Here is an 18,059-nt window from a genome sequence, read left to right on the forward strand (position 1 = left end):
GACTGCGGGGATAGGCGTAGCGAACACCCTGTCCCCTTCAGCTCAGAACACCCACAACTTCTCCGCCGGCATATGCAGCCAATAGCTGCCCGCGTCCAGCCGGTGCTTCGCGTACGCCCGCAAGCTGGTCTCCCCGCGCTTGAACAGGCACTCCCAGCGGTCCCCCAGGTACATGCAGGTCAGCAGCGGCAGCTCGATCGAATTGTCCATGCGCGACGCGCTGACCTTGATCTCCTCGACGCGTATCAGCGCCGTGTCCCCCGCGCCCTCCCCGCGCGCGGTGCCCCGCATCATCACGCCGTCGATCGTCAACTGCACCTGGTCGCCATCGCGGCCGATGATCCTGGCCGGCAGACGGTCGTTACTACCCATGAACTCCGCCGTGAACAGCGACTCCGGCGTCTCGTACATGCTTTGCGGCGTGCCTTGCTGCTCGATCTTGCCGTTGTTGAGCAGCAGAATGCGGTCCGAGATCGCCATCGCCTCGGACTGGTCGTGCGTCACCATCAGCGCCGACAGGCCCAGCCGCACGATCAGTTCGCGCAGGAAGGCGCGCGCCTCTTCGCGCAGCTTGGCGTCCAGGTTGGACAGCGGCTCGTCCAGCAGGATCACGGGCGGGTTGTACACCAGCGCGCGGGCGATCGCCACGCGCTGCTGCTGGCCGCCGGACAGTTGGTGCGGGTAGCGCGCGCCCAGGTGTCCCAGACCCAGTTGCGACAGCACCTCGTTGACCTTCTCTTCGATCTCCGCGGCGCCCAGCTTGCGCAGCTTGAGGCCATACGCCACGTTGTCGAACACGCTCTTGTGCGGCCACAGCGCGTAGGACTGGAACACCAGCCCGAGGTTGCGCTGCTCGGCCGGCAGCTCCAGGCCGGCGGCGCCGTCGTACACGCGGCGCTTGCCGATGTCGATGGTGCCGGCCTTCGGGCTTTCCAGCCCGGCCACGGCCCTTAGCAAGGTGGTCTTGCCGCTGCCGGAGGGTCCCAGCAGGGCCACCACCTCGCCTTTTTGCAGGTGCATGGACACGCCCTTCAGAATCGGGTTGGTGTGCGCGCCGCTGCCGTAGTCCAGGTGCAGTTCGTTGACGGATAGCTCGTTCATTGTCAGGTCTCGTTTCATAATTTTTTACTCAGTTGTGCAGCTTGACGCCAAAGCGCAGGGCCAGGCCCAGGCCCACGGCCACCAGCGTGATGTTGATGAAGGACAGCGCGGCCACCAGCTCGGTGGCGCCGCCGGCCCACAGCGACACCAGCAGCGCGCCTATCACCTCGGTGCCCGGCGACAGCAGGTAGACGCCGGTGGAGTATTCGCGTTCGAAGATCAGGAACACCATCAGCCAGGCGCCCAGCAGGCCGAATTTGATCAGGGGCAGCGTGACGTCGCGCGTCACCTGGCCGCGGCTGGCGCCAACCGCGCGCGCCGCCTCCTCCAGCTCAGGCCCCACCTGCAGCAGCGCGGTGGAGATCAGGCGCATGCCGTAGGCCAGCCACACCACCGAGTAGGCCAGCCACAGGGCGAAGATGGTGGAGCGCACTTCGCGCAGCACCGGGATCACGTTGGCGCTGAGCCAGGCCGCGGCGCCGTTGTCGGTGGCCTTCAGCATGCCGTCCAGCCAGGACGGCACGAACAGGAACACCCACAGGAAGGCCAGGCCCGCCAGCAGGCCGGGAATGGCGCGCGGCACCAGCACGCTGTAGTCGAGCAGGCGGGTGATGCCGTCCGGCTTGCGGTGCATGGCCAGCGCCACGCCGCTGTAGCACACCACCGCCAGCGCGCCGCCCACCACGCCGATCAGCACCGTGTTGACGATGCCGCGCACCACCGAGGGCTGGTCCAGGATGTCGCGGAAGTGCTGCAAGGTGAGCACGTCGGCCAGCCGCACGCCCTCGCCCCAGTACTGCACGAAGGAGCGCAGCACGATGCCCGACAGCGGCAGCACGATGGTGAAGACCAGCCAGCCGGCCAGCATGGCGAACGCCAGCCACTTCCAGCGGCCCAGGGGCAGCGGGTTCTGGCGCGCGCCCTTGCCCTTGATGGACACGTATTTGTTGGCCGATTTGAGCAGCTTGCGCTGCAACATCACCAGCGGCATGGTGATCAGCACCAGGCACACGGCCACCGCCGCCATCAGGTGGTAGGACGGGGTGCCCAGCTTGTTGGTCAGCTTGTACAGGTAGGTGGCGGGCACCATGTGGCCCTCGGGGTCGCCCAGCACCAACACCAGCCCGAACACCTCGAAGCCGAGGAAGAACACCAGCACGCCGGCGTAGGCCAGCGCGGGCATGATCATCGGCAGGGACACGTCCACCATCACCCGCAGCGGCGAGGCGCCCGTCACGCGGGCCGCCTCCTCCACGTCGGAACCCAGGCTTTTCAGCGCGGACGAGGCGTACAGATACACGTGCGGCACGTGCGTGAGGCCGGCGATGATGACGATGCTGGTGAACGAGTAGATATTCCACGGCACGAAGCCGAGCAGCTGGTTGGCCCAGGTTGAGTAGAAGCCCACCGGCCCCATCGCCACCACGTAGCCGAAGCCCAGCACCATGGGCGAGACGAAGATTGGCACCAGCAGCATGGGCGCGATCCAGCTCCGGCCCGGCAGGTCTGTGCGGATCATGACGAAGGCCAGCGCGCCGCCCAGCGGCACGGCGATCAGCGTCAGCCCGGCCGCCAGTATCAGGCCGTTGCGGAAGGCCTGCGAGAAATCGGGGTCGTCGAAGATGAAGCGGTAGGAGTCGAAGCCCATGGTCTTCATCGGCATGAAGAAGGGCGCGGACAGGAAGCTCTGATAGAAGATCAGGAACAGCGGCAGGAAGACCGCCACGGCGGTCAGCGTAACGACCGCGCCGCGCGGCCAGTTCAAATGGCGTAGAGAAGACGAGTACATGGTTTTTCCTTATGACATGTCGGCCATTTTGTACTCTTTGATTTAAAAGTGCAAGATCAAAATCAATCCAAACTGGCGCCACAGCCCCACTCACACTGGGCAATATGCACAATACCGGGGGCAGATGGCGAAACGCAACACGCGTCCTAAAAACAATAATATTGTATTTGACAAAGCAAAAAAACATAACTATTCTTCACTTCATTGCAGGAGAAAGAGCGAATTTAAAAGGCTTCACAACATTCATTCACAGGGGATTTGCAACATGAACAAGCAACTGAAGAAAACCACGCTGTCGCTCAGTATCGGTCTGGCCCTGGCCGGCATGGCGGGCGCGTACGCCGACGAGCCCGCGGCCGCCGCCGCTCCCGCCGAGGCGGCACAGCCGGCGGAAGGCGCGACCGGCGACAAGCCGGTTCTGCAGATCGTCACCGTCAACGCCGAGAAGGAAAAAGGCTTCAAGTCCAAGTACGTGCAGGTGGGCGCCTTCCGCGACCAGTTGCTGCTCGACGCCCCGTTCACCGTCAACATCATCCCGCGCGCCGTGCTGGAGGCGCAGGACGCGCAGGGCATCTTCGACGCGCTGAAAAACTCGGCCGGCGTGGCCCGTTCGCAGACCAGCGGCACCATGAACGATTCGCTGGCGATCCGCGGCATCTCGGTCGAGGCGCGCACCAACTACCGCCTGAACGGCTCCCTGCCGGTGATCAACCTGATCGACCTGCCGATGGAGAACAAGGAACGGGTGGAGGCGCTCAAGGGTTCGTCGGCCTTGTACTACGGCTTCTCCTCCCCGGCCGGCATCGTCAACCTGGTGACCAAGCGCGCCACCACCGCGCCGGTGACCAGCGTGGCAGTGAATGGCAATGAATACGGCCAGCTGGTGGGCGCGGTCGACATCGGCCGCAAGTTCGGCGCGGACGGCCAGTTCGGCATCCGCGTCAACGCCGCCGGCGGCCAACTGCGCAACGCCACCAAGGGCGCCAAGGCCGACCGCACGTTCGGCGCGGTGGCCCTGGATTGGCGCGTGAACGAGGACCTGACCTTCCGCTTCGACGCCGAGGATATCCGCAAGGACGCGATCGAGAACGGCGGCATCGGCCTGCTGCCGGCCGTGAACAACACGATCGCCCTGCCCCCGATCCAGGACCAGCGCAAGCTGATCTCCGGCCCGTGGGCGCATTACGACGCCAAGGCGCAGAACTTCCTGCTGCGCACGGACTACACCATCAACGATTCCTGGGCCGCCACCTTCGAACTGGGCCGCGCCGAGACGCAGCGCATGCGCCGCAGCTTCGGCCAGATGCAGAACTACAATATCGCCACCGGCGAAGGCAATCTGCGCGTGCAATTCGTGCGCGGCCAGGTCTACGTGAACGAGAACGCGCGCCTGGAACTGACCGGCCGCGTGGACCTGCTGGTCGACCACGAGCTGACCGTCGGCGTGATGCAGAACAAGCGCGACCAGAACGCACCCAGCGTGACCACCGCCTTCCTGCGCCAGAACATGTACAACCCGCGCGAACTGACGCCGCCCGTGCTGCCGGACACCGTCACCTTCAACCCGCAGGCGGTGAAGGACCAGGGCATCTACTTCTTCGACAAGATGCGCCTCACGCCAACCTGGTCGCTGCTGGTGGGCGCGCGCAACAGCGATTACACCAACAAGACCGTGAACGCCGTCTACCAGGTGAAGAAGACCTCGCCGTCGGCCGGCGTGGTGTGGAAGGTGCGTCCCGACACATCGATCTACGCCACCTACCTGGAAGGCGTGGAGGAAACCGGCATCGCGCCGGCCGCCACCGTCAACGCCTTCGAGGCGCTGCCGCCCGCCGTCAGCAAGACCAAGGAACTGGGCGTGCGCACCGAGGGCTGGGCCGGCATCACCGCGTCGGCCGCCTACTTCCAGATCGACCGCGCCTCGGCCTACACCAACGCCGCCAACCGCTTCGTGCTGGATGGCCGCGCGCACTACTCCGGCCTGGAGTTCTCGCTGAACGGCGCCATCACGCCCGAGGTGCAGGCCTATGTTTCCGGCATGTTCCTGGACGCCGAGCAGCGCAACGCGGTCAACCCGCAACTGATCGGCAAGATCCCGGAGAACACCGCGAAGGCCACCGGCAGCGTGTTCCTCGAATACAAACCGGCCTACCTGGCGGGCTTCAGCGTGAACGCCGGCGCGTACTACACCGGCAAGCGCGCGGTCAACAACGAGAACCAGGCCTTCATCCCGGGCTACACCATCTTCACCGCCGGCCTGCGCTACGCCACGAAGCTGGGCGGCTATCCGGCCAGCGTCCAGGTCAACGTGGAAAACCTGGGGAACAAGAACTACTGGTCCGCCACCGGAGGCGCGCTGCTGGCCTCCGGCATGCCGCGCACCGTGAAGTTCTCGGCCAAGATGGACTTCTGATCGAGACGGGCACGCCGCCGAACATGAAAGCACGTGTTTTGAACATCGGCGGCGCCGGCGCCCTGGCGCTCGCGGTGGCGCTCGGGCTGGCCTCCGCATCCACCCGGGCGATGGCGGCGGAGCCCGCGGTCCCGGAACCGCTCTGGGAAATCAACCTGGACACGACCTACGCCCGCAGCGGCGACGGCCACGCCGTCGAGGCGCCGGCGGCGGAAGTGTTCCACCGCGTGGGCCCCCGCCTGGAACTGACCGCCAGCACCGCCTGGACGGTGTCGCGGCCGCGCGGGGGCGCCAGGCAGTCCGGCCCCGCCAGCGGTGTGCTGGGCTTCAAATGGCTGCTGGCGGACGACGGCCGGGACGCCACCGTCGTGCTCTGGCCGCAGCTGGAACGGCGGCTGAACAACGCGTCCGTGCGGCGCGGCCTGGCCTCGCCCAACCGCGTGCTGGCCCTGCCGCTGGAGGCGAAGTTCACCGTCGGCGCGGTTGCCGTCGAACTCTACGGCGGCCCCTCCTTCATCGAGAACGAGGACGACCAGTGGAACCTGCGGGTGAAACTGGCCCGCGCCTGCCTGCCGCGCGCCGACTGCACGCTGGAACTGGAGCGCAACCACACGCCCGGCGTCACCGGCCAGACGCTGATGCTGGCCGGCGCCGAGTGGCGCCTGAACGAGGTCCTGGCGCTGAAGACCGCCGCGGGACGCGGCTTCGGCGCCGCCACCGGCGAACGTGTGGGCTTCGCCCTGCTGCTGGGAATAAAAGCTATTTACTGAGGAATGCAATGTACGAATCAATCAACCCCGCGAACGGCAGCGCGATCCAGCGCTTCGACGACGACACCCCGTTCCAGGTCAATCAGAAACTGGCGCAGGCCGTGCACGCGCAGCGTGACTGGAGGCAGGTGCCCGTCGCCGGCCGCGCCAGGCTGCTGACGGCGGTCGCCGCGCAGCTACGCAAGGAACAGCGGCGCTACGCCGCCCTCATCACGCTGGAGATGGGCAAGCCCATCGTCGAGGCCGAGGCGGAAATCGAAAAATGCGCGTGGACCTGCGACTTCTACGCGGCCCAGGCGGAGCACTACCTGGCCGACGAGACGGTGGCCAGCACCGCCACCCACAGCGCGGTGGTGTTCGATCCGCTGGGACTGGTGCTGGCGGTGATGCCGTGGAACTACCCCTTCTGGCAGTTCATCCGCTTCGCCGCGCCCGCGCTGGCGGCCGGCAACGCGGCGGTGCTCAAGCACGCCAGCAACGTCCCTCAGTGCGCGCTGGCCCTGGAGGAACTGTTCCGCGCCGCCGGCGCCCCGGAAGGCCTGTGCACCACGCTGCTGGTGCCCTCCTACGGCGTGCAGGGCCTGATCGAGGACGCGCGCATCGCCGCCGTCACGCTCACCGGTTCCACCGAAGTGGGCAAGCTGGTGGCGGCCCAGGCGGGCGCGCAGATGAAGAAACAGGTGCTGGAACTGGGCGGTTCGGACCCCTTCATCGTGCTGGCCGACGCCGACATCGAGGCCGCAGCGCAAACCGCCGTCCACGCCCGCTTCGGCAACACGGGCCAGAGCTGCATCTCGTCCAAGCGCTTCATCGTGGTGGACGAGGTGGCGGACCGCTTCGTGGCCGCCTTCAGCGCGCTGGCGTCCGGCCTCAAGGTGGGCGACCCGATGGAGCGCGACACGCAGATCGGCCCCATGGCCCGCGCCAGCCTGCGCGCCACGCTGCACAGCCAGGTCGAACGCACGCTGGAGGCCGGCGCCACGCTGGTGCTGGGCGGGCGCAAGATCGACGGCCCGGGCTACTTCTACGCCCCCACCATCCTGGACCACGTGACCGACCAGATGGCCGCCGGCACCGAGGAGACCTTCGGCCCGCTGGCCGCCGTGATGCGCGTGGCCGACACCGAAGCCGCCATCCGCCTGGCCAACGCCACCGAATTCGGCCTGGGCGCCACGCTGTGGACGCGCGACCTGGAACTGGCGGCCAAACTGGCGCGCCGCATCGAGGCCGGCGCCGTGTTCATCAACGGCCAGGTGGCCTCGGACGCCCGCCTGCCATTCGGCGGCGTCAAGCAGTCCGGCTATGGACGCGAGCTGGGGGTCTACGGCATCCGCGAATTCGTCAACATCAAAACCGTCTGGACCGGCCCGCGCCGCTAGGAAACAGCATATGCATCGATTCGAACAATCCGGCGCGGCCCTGCTGCGCCCCGCCGAACTGCCCGCCTACGAACGCGGCGGCGGCGCGCGCACCACACCGCTGGTGACGCGCGAGGTGGGCTCGGCCAGTTTCATCACCGGCATCACCTCCTTCGACCCCGGCGCCGCCATCCCCTTCCACCGCCACAACTGCCAGGAAAGCGTGATGCTGCTGGAGGGCGAGGCCATCCTCGACATCGACGGCGAGGAGCACCCGCTGGCTGCGCACGACACCACCTTCATCCCGCCCAACGTGCCGCACCGCTTCCGCAACGCGTCCGCCACGCTGCCGATGAAGATCCTGTGGATCTATGAATCGCTGGCGGCCACCCGCACGCTGGAAGACGGCGGCGACACCCGGCCGGTGGCACTTGAACACTCCCCTAGCTAAGGAACACATCATGAAATTACTCGTATTGCCGGGCGACGGCATCGGTCCCGAAATCGTGGCCGCCTCGGTGCAGGTGCTGCAGGCCGTGAACGGCCCGCTCGGCCTGGGCCTGGAATTCGATTACGACGAGGTGGGCTTCGTCAGCCTGGAGAAGCACGGCACCACGCTGCGCGAGGAAGTGCTGGAGCGCGCGCTGCGCAGCGACGGCGTCATCCTCGGCACCCAGTCGCACGCGGACTATCCGGCGCCGGAAAAGGGCGGCCGCAACATCTCGGCCGCGTTCCGCTCCGGCCTGGACCTGTACGCCAACATGCGCCCGGCCCGCTCGCGCGCCTTCCTCGGCAAGGGCGCCAAGGACATGGACCTGGTCATCATGCGCGAGGCCACCGAGGGCTTCTACCCGGACCGCAATATGCACCTGGGCTGGGGCGAGATGATGCCCTCGCCGGACATGGCGCTGTCGGTGCGCAAGATCACCGCGCACTGCTCCGAGCGCATCGCGCGCCGTTCCTTCGAGCTGGCCATGAAGCGCCGCAAGAAGGTCACCGCCGTGCATAAGGCGAACAGCTTCCACATGACGGACGGCCTGTTCCTGCGCGAGGTGCGCAAGGTGGCGCTGGACTTCCCTGAGGTGGTGCTGGAGGAGTTGCTGGTCGACGCGTCGGCCGCCTACCTGGTGCGCGACCCGTCCCGTTTCGACGTCATCGTCGCCACCAACTTCTACGGCGACATCCTGTCCGACCTGGCCAGCGAACTGTCGGGCAGCCTGGGACTGGGCGGCTCGGTGATGGCGGGCGACGCGCTGTGCTGCGCCCAGGCGCAGCATGGCTCGGCGCCCGACATCCAGGGCCAGGACAAGGCCAATCCGGTGTCGATGATCCTGTCGGTGGCGATGCTGCTGCACTGGCTGGGCGAGCGGCGCGGATCGGCCTCGCTGCTGGAGGCGGCGCGGCGCATCGAGGCGGCGGTGGACACGGTGCTGGCCAACCCGGCCACGCGCACGCCCGACATCGGCGGCGACATCGGCACGATGGCGTTCACCGGGGCCGTGGTGGCGGCACTGGGCTGACGCCCCTCCCCGCTCCTACAGCGGCGCGGCGCCCGCGCCGATAGCGGCAGGCGCCGCCGCGTCCTAGCATGGTCCCCACCTAGACAAAGGAGAGCTGGCCATGACACAGAGCAATCACTTCACGGCACCGCTGAGCATGAGCGCCGGCGGCGCGCACGGCGGGCAGTCCATCGGCGAGACCGACACCCAGGACGGCATCTCGGGCGGCCCCGCCGGCACCGAGGGCGCCACCAGCGGCCAGGGCATAGACCAGGGCGGCCAAGGCGTCGCGCCCGGGGGCAACCAGCAGAAGGCCCCGGAACAGGGCGGCGTTCCCGGCCCAAGCGCCCCGGCCGGGGTCGGGCGGAAGCGGAAGGACGGGCAACGCCAGTAGCGGCAAGCCCCCTCCGGCAAGCCGCCACCAACGCGCCGGAGCTGGCGCGTTGGGTCAAAACCACCAAAAAAACGGCTTGGGTCGCTTTTCCCTTTTCAAATCCCCTTCCCTGCTATATCCTCATTCTCACCAAAAGTAACACCATGCAATAAAAGTTTCCTTCAGGCCCAAAAACTCGCCTGATGACGCCACGCTTGCCGCGCCGCGCATCGTTCGCGCTTTCCTTATGTCTGGAGGAATTATGAAATTAACAAACCTGAACATCGGCGTCCGGCTCGCGGCCGGCTACGCCTTGGTACTGGTCCTGCTGGCCGGCGTCGCGCTATTCGGCATCAACGGCCTGAACGCGTCGAACGAGGCCATGCACCATATCGTCGATGTCAACGTCGAAAAAATGCGCCTGCTGGAGCAAATGTCGCAATCGACCCACGTGGTGGCGCGCGTCATCCGCACCATCGCGCTGCAATCGGACGAGGCCGCCGGCCGCGTCGAATTCAAGAAGATAGAGCGGGCCCGCGCGGACTACGCCGACGCCAACGCGGCGCTGGAGAAGATGCAGCTGGACCAGGCCGGCCGGGCGCTGATGGCCGAGATCAAGGCCGACCGCGAGGCCGCGCTACCGCTGAACAACCGCTTCCAGGAACTGAGCAAGACCGACCGCGAGGCCGCGGTCGCCTTCCTGTTGCGGGAGGCGGGGCCGGCCACCACCGCCTGGCAGGACGCCATCCATAAATACATGGACCTGCAACGGACCAAGAGCCGGCAGGACCAGAAGATGGCCGACGACAGCAACCGGCAGGCGCGCACGCTGATGCTGGGCGCCACCGCCGCCGCCCTGCTGCTGGGCGCGGCGACCGCCTGGGCCATCGGCCGTTCGATCACGGTTCCCCTCGCCGAGGCGGTGCGGGTGGCGCGGACCGTGGCGTCCGGCGACCTGGGCAGCGTCATCCGGGCCGACGCCAGCGACGAGGTCGGCCAGTTGCTGCGGGCGCTCAAGGACATGAACGACAGCCTGCACGGCATCGTCTGCCAGGTGCGCGGCGGCGCCGACACCATCGCCACGGCCTCCTGCGAAATCGCGCAGGGCAACCTCGACCTGTCCAGCCGCACCGAGCGGCAGGCCGGCTCGCTGCAGGAGACCGCCTCGTCGATGGAGGAATTGACCAGCATCGTCAAGCAGAACGCCGAGCATGCGCGGCGCGGCAACGAGTTGGCCGGCTCGGCCTCGACCGTGGCGGTCCAGGGCGGCGCGGCGGTGGCGCAGGTGGTCGACACCATGGACGCCATCAGCGCCTCGTCGAAAAAAATCGCGGACATCATCGGGGTGATCGACGGCATCGCCTTCCAGACCAACATCCTGGCGCTGAACGCTGCGGTGGAGGCGGCGCGCGCCGGCGAGCAGGGCCGCGGCTTCGCCGTGGTGGCCTCCGAGGTGCGCAACCTGGCGCACCGCTCGGCCGCCGCCGCCAAGGAGATCAAGTCCCTGATCGGCGACTCGGTGCAGCAGGTGGGCCTGGGCGTGGAACTGGTGGGCAAGGCCGGCGCCACCATGGAGTCCGTGGTGCAGAGCATCAACGGCGTGGCCGGCGTCATGGCCGACATCTCCTCGGCCAGCGAGGAACAGACCGCCGGCATCGAACAGATCAACCAGGCCATCTGCCAGATGGACCAGACGACCCAGCAGAACGCGGCGCTGGTGGAACAGGCGGCGGCCGCGGCCTCGTCCCTGGAGGAACAGGCCGCCGGCTTGACGCGGATGGTGGCGGCCTTCCGCACCGGCGCCCCGGACGCCGCGCCGGCGCCGTCCGGCGCCTCCCGCCGCCGCGGTCAATCCGCGCTGCGGCTGGCGCCGGGCCCGCACGGCAAGCTCGCCGCGGCCTGAGAGGCTGAGGTTCGGCAGGAAGCGATTAGAACGGCCGGCTCACGCTCACCACCACGTCGCCGCGCGAGCCGGACGCCGCCTTCTGCCAGCCGTAGCCGCTGGTGCGGCCGCGGGACGCGTCCCACGCCAGTTGCCAGCGGAAGCCGCCCAGCTCCGCGCCCAGCCCCACCCTGCCATCCATCTGGCGCATGTCGCCGAACAGCGGCGAGGCCGACAGCGACGCCAGGTAGCCGGCGTGGGCGAACAGGCTGACGTCGCGCCACAGCGGATAGCTGCCGTTCATCTCGGCGTAGGCGGTGGGGATGCCCAGTCCCAGGTAGTCGGGCGAATAGGCGATCCTGGCGTTGACGCGGTCGGCCGCCAGGCCGGCGTGGAGTTCCTGGTAATCCTGCGTGGAGTCCGGCTTGTAGGCGTAGTGCGCCGCGCCCGCGTCCCAGCTCAGGCCGGAGGCCAGGCGCCGCGCGTAGCCGGCGTAGCCTATGTATTGCATGCTGCCGCGCGCCGCCCCCGCCAGCTTGACGCGGGCGGCGAACACGCCGGCGTGCCAGCCGTCCGGGCTGTCGTAGGCCAGCGTCAGTTGCGCGGCGGGCTTGCCTTGGCTGAGGCTGCTGCCGCGGTAGAGGTAGTCGGACACCACGCCCACGCTGCCGGTGAGCTGCGCGCCGGCCTCGCGCGCCTGCCAGCAGCACAGCAGCGCGACGGCGACGGCCGCCTTACGCAAAGGCGGCTCCGCCGGCGCCATGGCCGGCTAGGGGGTGCGGACGGTGTTGAGCTGGGCGGTGTTGGCGCCGTTGGCGCCATTGGCGCTGTTGCATGAGCATGTACATTTTCCGGTCAGGTGCGTGACGGTGGCGCATAAATCGACACCCGCGGCCTGGGCCGGACCGGCCCCGTTCGAGACGATACTGGCGCGCAGGCGGGGCAGCGCCATGCCGGGCCGCAATTCGCTAAGCAGCGCCATCATGCCAGAGATATGCGCCGCTGAATAGGACGCACCGTTGACCAGGCCCCAGCGCGCGCCCGGGGCGGCGGTGGGGATGTCGCGCCCCGGCGCCTGCAGCACGCGCGCGCCGGCCCCCTTGGCGCCGGACGCGGACACCGCGAACACGCCCGGATGCGAGGCCGGGAAGCCGCCGTCGGCGCTGGCCGGATCGACCGCGCTGACCACCCGCACGCCGCGCGCGCAGGCCACGTCGATCAGCTCGGCCAGCAGCCGGTCCGGCGGCCCGGACAGGCTGAGGTTGATCACCTGGGCGCCGTGCATCAGCGCGAAATTCATCGCCTTGGCCAGCGTGAAGCTGTTGCACAGCGTGCCGCCGCCGGCCCCCTGCCAGCACGCGCGCAGCGCCATCAGGCGCGCGTCCGGCGCCACGCCCTCGATGCCGACGCCGTTGCCGGCCCGCGCCGCGATCACGCCGGCCACGCCGGTGCCGTGGGTCTCGGCCGCGTAGCTCTGGCCGTCGACGAAGTTTTCCTTGAACGAGACCTGGCCCGCGAGGTCGGGATGCTCGGTCTCCACGCCGCTGTCGATCACCGCCACCGTCACCTTGCGGCCGGTGGCGGCCTTGCGCACGTCGGCCAGCTGCCATTGCTGCGCCACCGGCTGGACCGGATACAGCGGGTCGTTGGCGCCCTGCACCGAGAAGGTCTGGATAGGCTGCGCCCATTTCACGCGCGGGTCGCGCGACAGCGCCTCGACGATCCGGCCGGGCGGCGCGTCGGCCGGTTCGGCCATGCGGAAGCAATCCACGTTCAGGGCGGGCATGGCCCAGTCCTCCAGCAATTGCAGGCCGTATTCCCGCGCCAGCGCCTCGGCGGTGCGGCGCCGCGCCGCGCTGCCTGCGTCGGCCCGGTAGTTGGACGGGTAATAGGCGTCCGGCCGGTAATGCGGCGCCGGCAGATGCAGCATGACGAGGATCTGGCGCGGCGCGTCCTGGGCCGCGGGCTGGGCCTGCGCGTGGGCCTCGCGCACCGCCTGGGCGGTGAGCTGGGCCTGGGGTGGCGAAGCGGCCGGCGCCGGGGAGTCGCGCTCGGCCGCCTCCGCGCCGCCGCCGAGGACCGCCGCCAGCAGCAGCCAGCGGCGGGCCAGCAATCTCGGGAACCGGAAGCTCATGGCGCCCGCCCGGCGTCCAGCGGCTCCGCCAGCCGCACGGCGGGACTGGCGCGGAGCGCCGCCACGAGCTCCGAGCGCCCGGCCGCCGGCACGTCCAGCACATAGGCGCCGGTCGCGGTCGGGCCGTCCACCAGGCGCGCGCCGTGCTCCTGCAGCATGCCCTGCACCTCGGCCACGCGGGCGTCCGGATTGAACATCACCACCAGCTGGCCGGCGGCCGGCTGCGCGCCGCTGCTCAACGCGCGGTAGTCCTGCACGTCCCGCGGCACCAGCTGGACCAGCAGGCCCGCGATCAACACGCCCTGCCCGGCCAGCGCCCACGGCATCCAGCCGCCACCGCCGGACCACAGGGCGCGCCAGCGCGCGGCCAGCGCCGCCGGCCAGCCGGCCGCCGCCTGGGGACTGGGCGCCGGGTTCTCCCGTGGTTCCAGGCGCGCCATCAGGCGCGCCAGCGCGCGTTCCGGGTCCAGGCCGGACGGCGGCGAGGGCGGCGCGGCGCGCAGCCGCTGCTGCCAGGCGACGTCCTCGCGGCATTGCTCGCAGCCTTCCAGATGCTCGCGCACCAGCGCGAGCTCCTCCCCCTCGAGGGTACCGCTCACGAACCAGGGCAGCAATTCCCGCACCGCGCCATGCCGGTTCGCATGTTCATTCGCAATCATGACATTTCTTCCATATGGGCGGACAGCAAGCCACGCAAGCGCTGGCGGGCGTGGAACATCCGCGTCTTCACCGTGTTGACCGGGCAATTCATGGCTTCCGCGATCTCCTGATACGCCATGTCGTGGTAATACGTCAGGCTGACCACCACGCGCTGCTCCAGCGGCAGCGCGTCGAGCGCGCGGCCGACGTCCTGCCGCAGTCGCAGCGCCAGCGCGGCCTGTTCCGGCTCCTGGCTGGCGTCGCCCGGCTGCGATTCGAAATCCGACTCCACCGGCTCGTCCACCCGGTTGACCGCCTTCAGCCCCTGCCGGTAGGCGATCCCGAACACCCAGGTCGACACCTTGCAGCTGCGGTCGAAGGTATGCGCCTTCTGCCACACCACCAGCATGGTGTCGTTGACGATCTCCTCGATCAGCGGCGTGTTGCGCACCATCCGGTCCAGGAACCGCGCCAGCCGGGGAAAGTAAATCCGATACATGGATTGGAAGGCCGCGCGGTCGCCATCGGCTATCCGCCTGATCAACTCGTCCTCGCCACTATCCACCCGCCCCGATTTCAGCATCTGCCCGCTCTCCCTGTTGACGGTATATACGCGCGCGCAGCAAAAAGGTTCAAGCCGCCCAGAAATAATATTTACCCCCATGATTTTACGCCACGCCGCGCGCCGGAAAAAAATTTCGCCGCGCCTTGAACCTTTTCCCGCCCCGCCGGTATTGACCGGTTGACATGACCAACCGGAACCGCCGTGCCAGCCGAAGCCGCCCTGTTTGCCCTCCCCGCCCTGTGCGGCCCCCGGCTGCTGCACCCGGACCCGGCCACCATGCTGCGCCTGCTGTTGCTGGCGCCGCTGCTGGAGGAATGGATAGTCCGCGCCGGCCTGCAGGAATGGCTGATGCGGCGCCATCCCGGGCGTGGCGTCGCGCCGGCGGCCCTGGCCGTGCTGGCGCCGGCGGCCGGTTTCAGCCTGCTGCACATCGCGGCCGGCTGGAGCGCGGCGGCGGCGGTGTTCGCGCCGGGCGTGGCGCTGGGCCTGGTGTACCTGCGCTGGCGCGACTGGCGGCTGTGCGCCGCGGCGCACGCGCTGTTCAACGGCTGCGCGCTGGCGTTTTGCGGTTCCAACTTTCTATAACAAACCTGACTGGAGTAGCAATGACGGGATATAAACAGCATCAATTCGCGCTACGCGGCCTGGGCGCCCTGCTCGTGCTGGGCGGCGCGCTGCAATCGGCCCACGCCGCGGACGCGCTGAACGGCAAGAGCCTGTACCTGAACGGTCCGGCGTCCGGCGGCGCCAGCTGCGCCGGCTGCCACGGCGCCTCGCCGGCCAGCAACGTCAACGGCATCCTGCGCGCGGCGAACGCGCCCAGCGTCATCAGCGCCGCCTTCGCCGCCAACCGCGGCGGCATGGGCGCGCTGTTCAACGGCAAATTCTCGGCCGCCGAGATCGCCGACCTGGCCGCCTTCATCGGCGATCCCAACGTGACGGCGGCCCCCGCCGCCTCGCTCAGCCCGGCCAGCCTGAGTTTCAGCGGCACCACCGTCGGCCAGTCCGCCGGCGCGCTGAGCGCGACCCTGTCCAACACCGGTTCCGCCGCGCTGACCATCGCCAGCATCGGCCTGTCCGGCGCCGCCAGCGCCGACTACAGCGTCAGCGGCGGCACCTGCGCCGCCGGCGGCTCCGTCGCGGCGGGCGCCAATTGCACCGTGCAAGTGACCTTCAAGCCCGCTTCCGCCGGCGCCCGCGCCGCCACCCTGACCATCGCCCACAACGCCACCGGCGGCAGCAGCACGGTCAGCCTGAGCGGCACCGGCAACGCCGCCGCCCAGGCCACCATCGCCCTGTCGGCCACCAGCGTCAACTTCGGCGCCCTGCTCACCAACACCGCCTCCGCGCCGCAAACCGTCACCGTCAGCAACAGCGGCCAGGCCGCGCTGACCCTCGGCGCCATCACCCTGGGCGGCGCCAACAGCGGCATCTTCACGCTGGGCGGCAGCTGCTCCACGGCGGCGCCGGTGGCCGCCGGCGGCAACTGCACGCTGACCGTGCTGGCGACGCCGACGGCGGCGGGCGCGTTCTCCGGCAGCGTCACGCTGGCCTCGAACGCTTCCAACGGCAACGCCACCATCGGCCTGTCCGGCAGCGGCGCGGCCGCCGCCCCGGCCGTCGCGGCCAATCCCACCGCGCTGGCCTTCGGCGCGCAAACCGTGGGCGCGGCGGCCGTCACGCAAAACGTCACCTTGACCAACAGCGGCAACGTGGCGCTGAACATCGCGTCCATCGCCGTCAGCGGCGCCTCCGGCGTCGCCATCGGCTCCGGCAACAGCTGCGGCGCCACGCTGGCCGTCAACGCCAACTGCACCGTGCCGGTGGTGTTCACCCCGGCCACCGCCGGCGACGTGGCCGCCACGCTGCTGGTGCGCTCCAACGCGGCCGACCTGCGGGTGGCGATCACCGGTTCCGGCACCACGGCGGCGGTGGCCAAGCCCGCGCTGTCCGACACCGGCGCCGTGAAATTCGCCGACACCCAGCTCGGCAAGAGCTCGGCCGCGCACAGCACCACGTTGCGCAACGACGGCAGCGCCGCGCTGAAAATCGCCACGCTGACCCTGGGCGGCGCCAACGCCGGCGACTTCACGCTGGGCGGCAGTTGCGCCGTCAACGGCACGCTGAGCCCCGCGGCCAGCTGCACCGTGGACAGCGTCTTCAAGCCCACCGCGGCCGGCGCCCGTAGCGCCGACCTGGTGCTGGTGACGGACGGCGGCGCGCAGTTCACGCTGGGCCTGGGCGGCAACGGCGTGGCCGTGCCGGCCGGCGCCGCGCTGACCGTGAACCCGCAGTCCTTCGACTTCGGCGCCGCCACCGTGGGCGGCACCGCGCCCACCAAGCGCTTCGCGCTGACCAACAGCGGCAGCGCCGCCGTCACGCTGTCCGGCGCCGTCTACACCGGCCCGTTCGCCACCGTGGCCGACGCCACCGGCTGCGCGGCCATGCCGTTCACCCTGCAACCCGGCGCGTCCTGCGAACTGGTGGTGCGCTACACCCCCGCCACCGCTGGCGCCAGCAGCGGCAGCGTGCAGATCCAGGGCGACGGCGGCGCCAGCTGGACCGTGTCCCTGGCCGGCCAGGCCAGCGCCGCGCCGGCCGTCACCGGCCCCACCCAACCGCAGAACAGCGGTGGCGGCGGCTGCTCCGCCGTGCGCGACGGCAGCGACCCGATGCTGGCCCTGCTGGTGCTGATGTCCCTGGGTGTGCTCGGCTGGCGCCGCGCCACCCGCGCCACCGGCGCCACTCAACCATCGAACAAGGAGGCCGCATGAAAATCATCACTTCCACAACCGCAGCCATCGCCCTGGCGCTGGCGCAGGCCGCCGCCATCGGCGGCGCCCACGCCGCGCTGACGCCGGGCCAGCCCGCGCCGGCCTTCGAACTGGCCGGCACCGACGGCGCGGTCCGGCTGGACAAGTTCAAGGGCAAGCTGGTGTACCTGGACTTCTGGGCCTCCTGGTGCGGCCCGTGCCGCCACTCCTTCCCGTGGATGAACGAGATGCAGGCCAAGTACGGCGCCCAGGGCCTGCAAGTGATCGGCGTGAACCTGGACGCCAAGAGCGACGACGCGCGCGGCTTCCTGGCCACCAACCCGGCCCGCTTCGTGATCGCCTTCGACCCGGCCGGCGCGTCGCCACGCACCTACGGCATCAAGGGCATGCCGAGCAGCGTGCTGATCGGCCCGGACGGCAAGGTGCTGTTCGAGCACAGCGGCTTCCGCCCGGCCGACCGCGCCGAGCTGGAAGTCAAGATCAAGAACGCGCTGGGAGCGAAGCAATGACGCCCCGCACGCACCGGAGGCTCGCCACGCTGGCGCGCCTGGCGGCGCTTGCGGCCATCGCCTGGGGCGCCGCCGGCTGCGGCGCCATCAAGCCGGTGCAGGCCTGGGAAAAAGGCCACCTGGCGCGCCCCGAAATGCTGATGGAGGGCGACCTGCTGGAGGGCCGCTACGACGAACACATCTACGCCAGCCGCGAGGCCGCCTCCGGCGGCAGCGGTGTCGGCGGCGGCGGCTGCGGCTGCAATTGACGAGG

General features: G+C 69.5%; 17 protein-coding genes. 11 read left to right on the forward strand and 6 right to left on the reverse strand.

What is annotated here, in order from left to right:
- Positions 1–42 precede the first annotated feature (42 nt).
- Together BM436_RS19790 and BM436_RS19795 are read right to left on the reverse strand one after the other, a co-directional pair.
- The gene (locus BM436_RS19790; protein ID WP_093557258.1) at positions 43–1,101 is read right to left on the reverse strand and encodes an ABC transporter ATP-binding protein; all 1,059 of its coding nucleotides are present in this window, start codon (positions 1,099–1,101) and stop codon (positions 43–45) included.
- A 28-nt stretch (positions 1,102–1,129) separates the two neighbouring features.
- On the reverse strand, positions 1,130–2,890 hold the full coding sequence (locus tag BM436_RS19795) for an ABC transporter permease (RefSeq protein ID WP_093557259.1): 1,761 nt from the start codon (positions 2,888–2,890) through the stop codon (positions 1,130–1,132).
- A gap of 265 nt (positions 2,891–3,155) precedes the next feature.
- Here BM436_RS19795 and BM436_RS19800 point away from each other — a divergent pair, with 265 nt between their 5' ends.
- The 7 genes from BM436_RS19800 to BM436_RS38520 all read left to right on the forward strand — a co-directional run bounded on the left by BM436_RS19800 (position 3,156) and on the right by BM436_RS38520 (position 11,206).
- On the forward strand, positions 3,156–5,303 hold the full coding sequence (locus BM436_RS19800; protein WP_177307358.1) for a TonB-dependent siderophore receptor: 2,148 nt from the start codon (positions 3,156–3,158) through the stop codon (positions 5,301–5,303).
- 23 nt (positions 5,304–5,326) lie between these two features.
- Complete coding sequence (locus tag BM436_RS19805; protein WP_143133239.1) at positions 5,327–6,073, forward strand: hypothetical protein; 747 nt, start codon at positions 5,327–5,329, stop codon at positions 6,071–6,073.
- A gap of 8 nt (positions 6,074–6,081) precedes the next feature.
- The gene (locus BM436_RS19810) at positions 6,082–7,452 is read left to right on the forward strand and encodes an NAD-dependent succinate-semialdehyde dehydrogenase (protein ID WP_093557262.1); all 1,371 of its coding nucleotides are present in this window, start codon (positions 6,082–6,084) and stop codon (positions 7,450–7,452) included.
- Between the two features lie 10 nt (positions 7,453–7,462).
- Positions 7,463–7,882: a cupin domain-containing protein gene (locus tag BM436_RS19815; protein WP_093557263.1), complete on the forward strand. Its 420-nt coding sequence runs from the start codon at positions 7,463–7,465 to the stop codon at positions 7,880–7,882.
- Between the two features lie 10 nt (positions 7,883–7,892).
- A complete protein-coding gene (locus BM436_RS19820) occupies positions 7,893–8,951 on the forward strand; it encodes an isocitrate/isopropylmalate dehydrogenase family protein (RefSeq protein ID WP_093557264.1) in 1,059 nt (352 codons plus the stop codon).
- A 100-nt stretch (positions 8,952–9,051) separates the two neighbouring features.
- Positions 9,052–9,324: a hypothetical protein gene (locus BM436_RS19825; protein WP_093557265.1), complete on the forward strand. Its 273-nt coding sequence runs from the start codon at positions 9,052–9,054 to the stop codon at positions 9,322–9,324.
- Positions 9,325–9,565: 241 nt separating this feature from the next.
- A complete protein-coding gene (locus BM436_RS38520; RefSeq protein WP_093557266.1) occupies positions 9,566–11,206 on the forward strand; it encodes a methyl-accepting chemotaxis protein in 1,641 nt (546 codons plus the stop codon).
- Between the two features lie 25 nt (positions 11,207–11,231).
- Here the strand turns inward: BM436_RS38520 and BM436_RS19835 are convergent, their stop codons facing one another.
- From BM436_RS19835 to BM436_RS19850, 4 genes are read right to left on the reverse strand one after another with little or no spacing between them, the layout of a single operon-like run.
- Entirely contained in the window at positions 11,232–11,927 is a 696-nt protein-coding gene (locus BM436_RS19835; protein ID WP_177307360.1) for a TorF family putative porin, read from the reverse strand.
- Between the two features lie 27 nt (positions 11,928–11,954).
- Positions 11,955–13,319, reverse strand: a complete 1,365-nt coding sequence (locus tag BM436_RS19840; RefSeq protein ID WP_229490517.1) for a S8 family peptidase — start codon at positions 13,317–13,319, stop codon at positions 11,955–11,957.
- Complete coding sequence (locus BM436_RS19845; protein ID WP_093557268.1) at positions 13,316–13,978, reverse strand: zf-HC2 domain-containing protein; 663 nt, start codon at positions 13,976–13,978, stop codon at positions 13,316–13,318. The genes BM436_RS19840 and BM436_RS19845 overlap by 4 nt, the downstream gene beginning before the upstream one ends.
- On the reverse strand, positions 13,975–14,541 hold the full coding sequence (locus tag BM436_RS19850) for an RNA polymerase sigma factor (protein WP_093557269.1): 567 nt from the start codon (positions 14,539–14,541) through the stop codon (positions 13,975–13,977). The genes BM436_RS19845 and BM436_RS19850 overlap by 4 nt, the downstream gene beginning before the upstream one ends.
- Before the next feature lie 183 nt (positions 14,542–14,724).
- Between BM436_RS19850 and mrtJ the strand changes: the two genes are divergently transcribed.
- The 4 genes from mrtJ to BM436_RS19870 are packed head-to-tail and all read left to right on the forward strand — an operon-like array spanning position 14,725 to position 18,054.
- The gene (mrtJ, locus tag BM436_RS19855) at positions 14,725–15,108 is read left to right on the forward strand and encodes a JDVT-CTERM system glutamic-type intramembrane protease MrtJ (protein WP_229490519.1); all 384 of its coding nucleotides are present in this window, start codon (positions 14,725–14,727) and stop codon (positions 15,106–15,108) included.
- Between the two features lie 20 nt (positions 15,109–15,128).
- Positions 15,129–17,297, forward strand: coding sequence for a choice-of-anchor D domain-containing protein (locus BM436_RS19860; protein WP_093557270.1), 2,169 nt, complete (start codon positions 15,129–15,131; stop codon positions 17,295–17,297).
- Complete coding sequence (locus tag BM436_RS19865; protein WP_093557271.1) at positions 17,294–17,806, forward strand: TlpA family protein disulfide reductase; 513 nt, start codon at positions 17,294–17,296, stop codon at positions 17,804–17,806. Before BM436_RS19860 ends, BM436_RS19865 begins: the two co-directional genes overlap by 4 nt.
- A complete protein-coding gene (locus BM436_RS19870) occupies positions 17,803–18,054 on the forward strand; it encodes a DUF4266 domain-containing protein (RefSeq protein ID WP_093557272.1) in 252 nt (83 codons plus the stop codon). Before BM436_RS19865 ends, BM436_RS19870 begins: the two co-directional genes overlap by 4 nt.
- Positions 18,055–18,059: the final 5 nt, after the last annotated feature.

The organism is Pseudoduganella namucuonensis (assembly GCF_900116645.1).
Taxonomy (GTDB): domain Bacteria; phylum Pseudomonadota; class Gammaproteobacteria; order Burkholderiales; family Burkholderiaceae_D; genus Rugamonas; species Rugamonas namucuonensis.

Bases quoted from the DNA above. Each gene is read 5' to 3' on its own strand.
- BM436_RS19790 (WP_093557258.1), bottom strand. From the start codon at position 1,101: ATGAACGAGCTATCCGTCAACGAACTGCACCTGGACTACGGCAGCGGC.
- BM436_RS19795 (WP_093557259.1), bottom strand. From the start codon at position 2,890: ATGTACTCGTCTTCTCTACGCCATTTGAACTGGCCGCGCGGCGCGGTC.
- BM436_RS19800 (WP_177307358.1), top strand. From the start codon at position 3,156: ATGAACAAGCAACTGAAGAAAACCACGCTGTCGCTCAGTATCGGTCTG.
- BM436_RS19805 (WP_143133239.1), top strand. From the start codon at position 5,327: ATGAAAGCACGTGTTTTGAACATCGGCGGCGCCGGCGCCCTGGCGCTC.
- BM436_RS19810 (WP_093557262.1), top strand. From the start codon at position 6,082: ATGTACGAATCAATCAACCCCGCGAACGGCAGCGCGATCCAGCGCTTC.
- BM436_RS19815 (WP_093557263.1), top strand. From the start codon at position 7,463: ATGCATCGATTCGAACAATCCGGCGCGGCCCTGCTGCGCCCCGCCGAA.
- BM436_RS19820 (WP_093557264.1), top strand. From the start codon at position 7,893: ATGAAATTACTCGTATTGCCGGGCGACGGCATCGGTCCCGAAATCGTG.
- BM436_RS19825 (WP_093557265.1), top strand. From the start codon at position 9,052: ATGACACAGAGCAATCACTTCACGGCACCGCTGAGCATGAGCGCCGGC.
- BM436_RS38520 (WP_093557266.1), top strand. From the start codon at position 9,566: ATGAAATTAACAAACCTGAACATCGGCGTCCGGCTCGCGGCCGGCTAC.
- BM436_RS19840 (WP_229490517.1), bottom strand. From the start codon at position 13,319: ATGAGCTTCCGGTTCCCGAGATTGCTGGCCCGCCGCTGGCTGCTGCTG.
- BM436_RS19845 (WP_093557268.1), bottom strand. From the start codon at position 13,978: ATGATTGCGAATGAACATGCGAACCGGCATGGCGCGGTGCGGGAATTG.
- BM436_RS19850 (WP_093557269.1), bottom strand. From the start codon at position 14,541: ATGCTGAAATCGGGGCGGGTGGATAGTGGCGAGGACGAGTTGATCAGG.
- BM436_RS19860 (WP_093557270.1), top strand. From the start codon at position 15,129: ATGACGGGATATAAACAGCATCAATTCGCGCTACGCGGCCTGGGCGCC.
- BM436_RS19865 (WP_093557271.1), top strand. From the start codon at position 17,294: ATGAAAATCATCACTTCCACAACCGCAGCCATCGCCCTGGCGCTGGCG.
- BM436_RS19870 (WP_093557272.1), top strand. From the start codon at position 17,803: ATGACGCCCCGCACGCACCGGAGGCTCGCCACGCTGGCGCGCCTGGCG.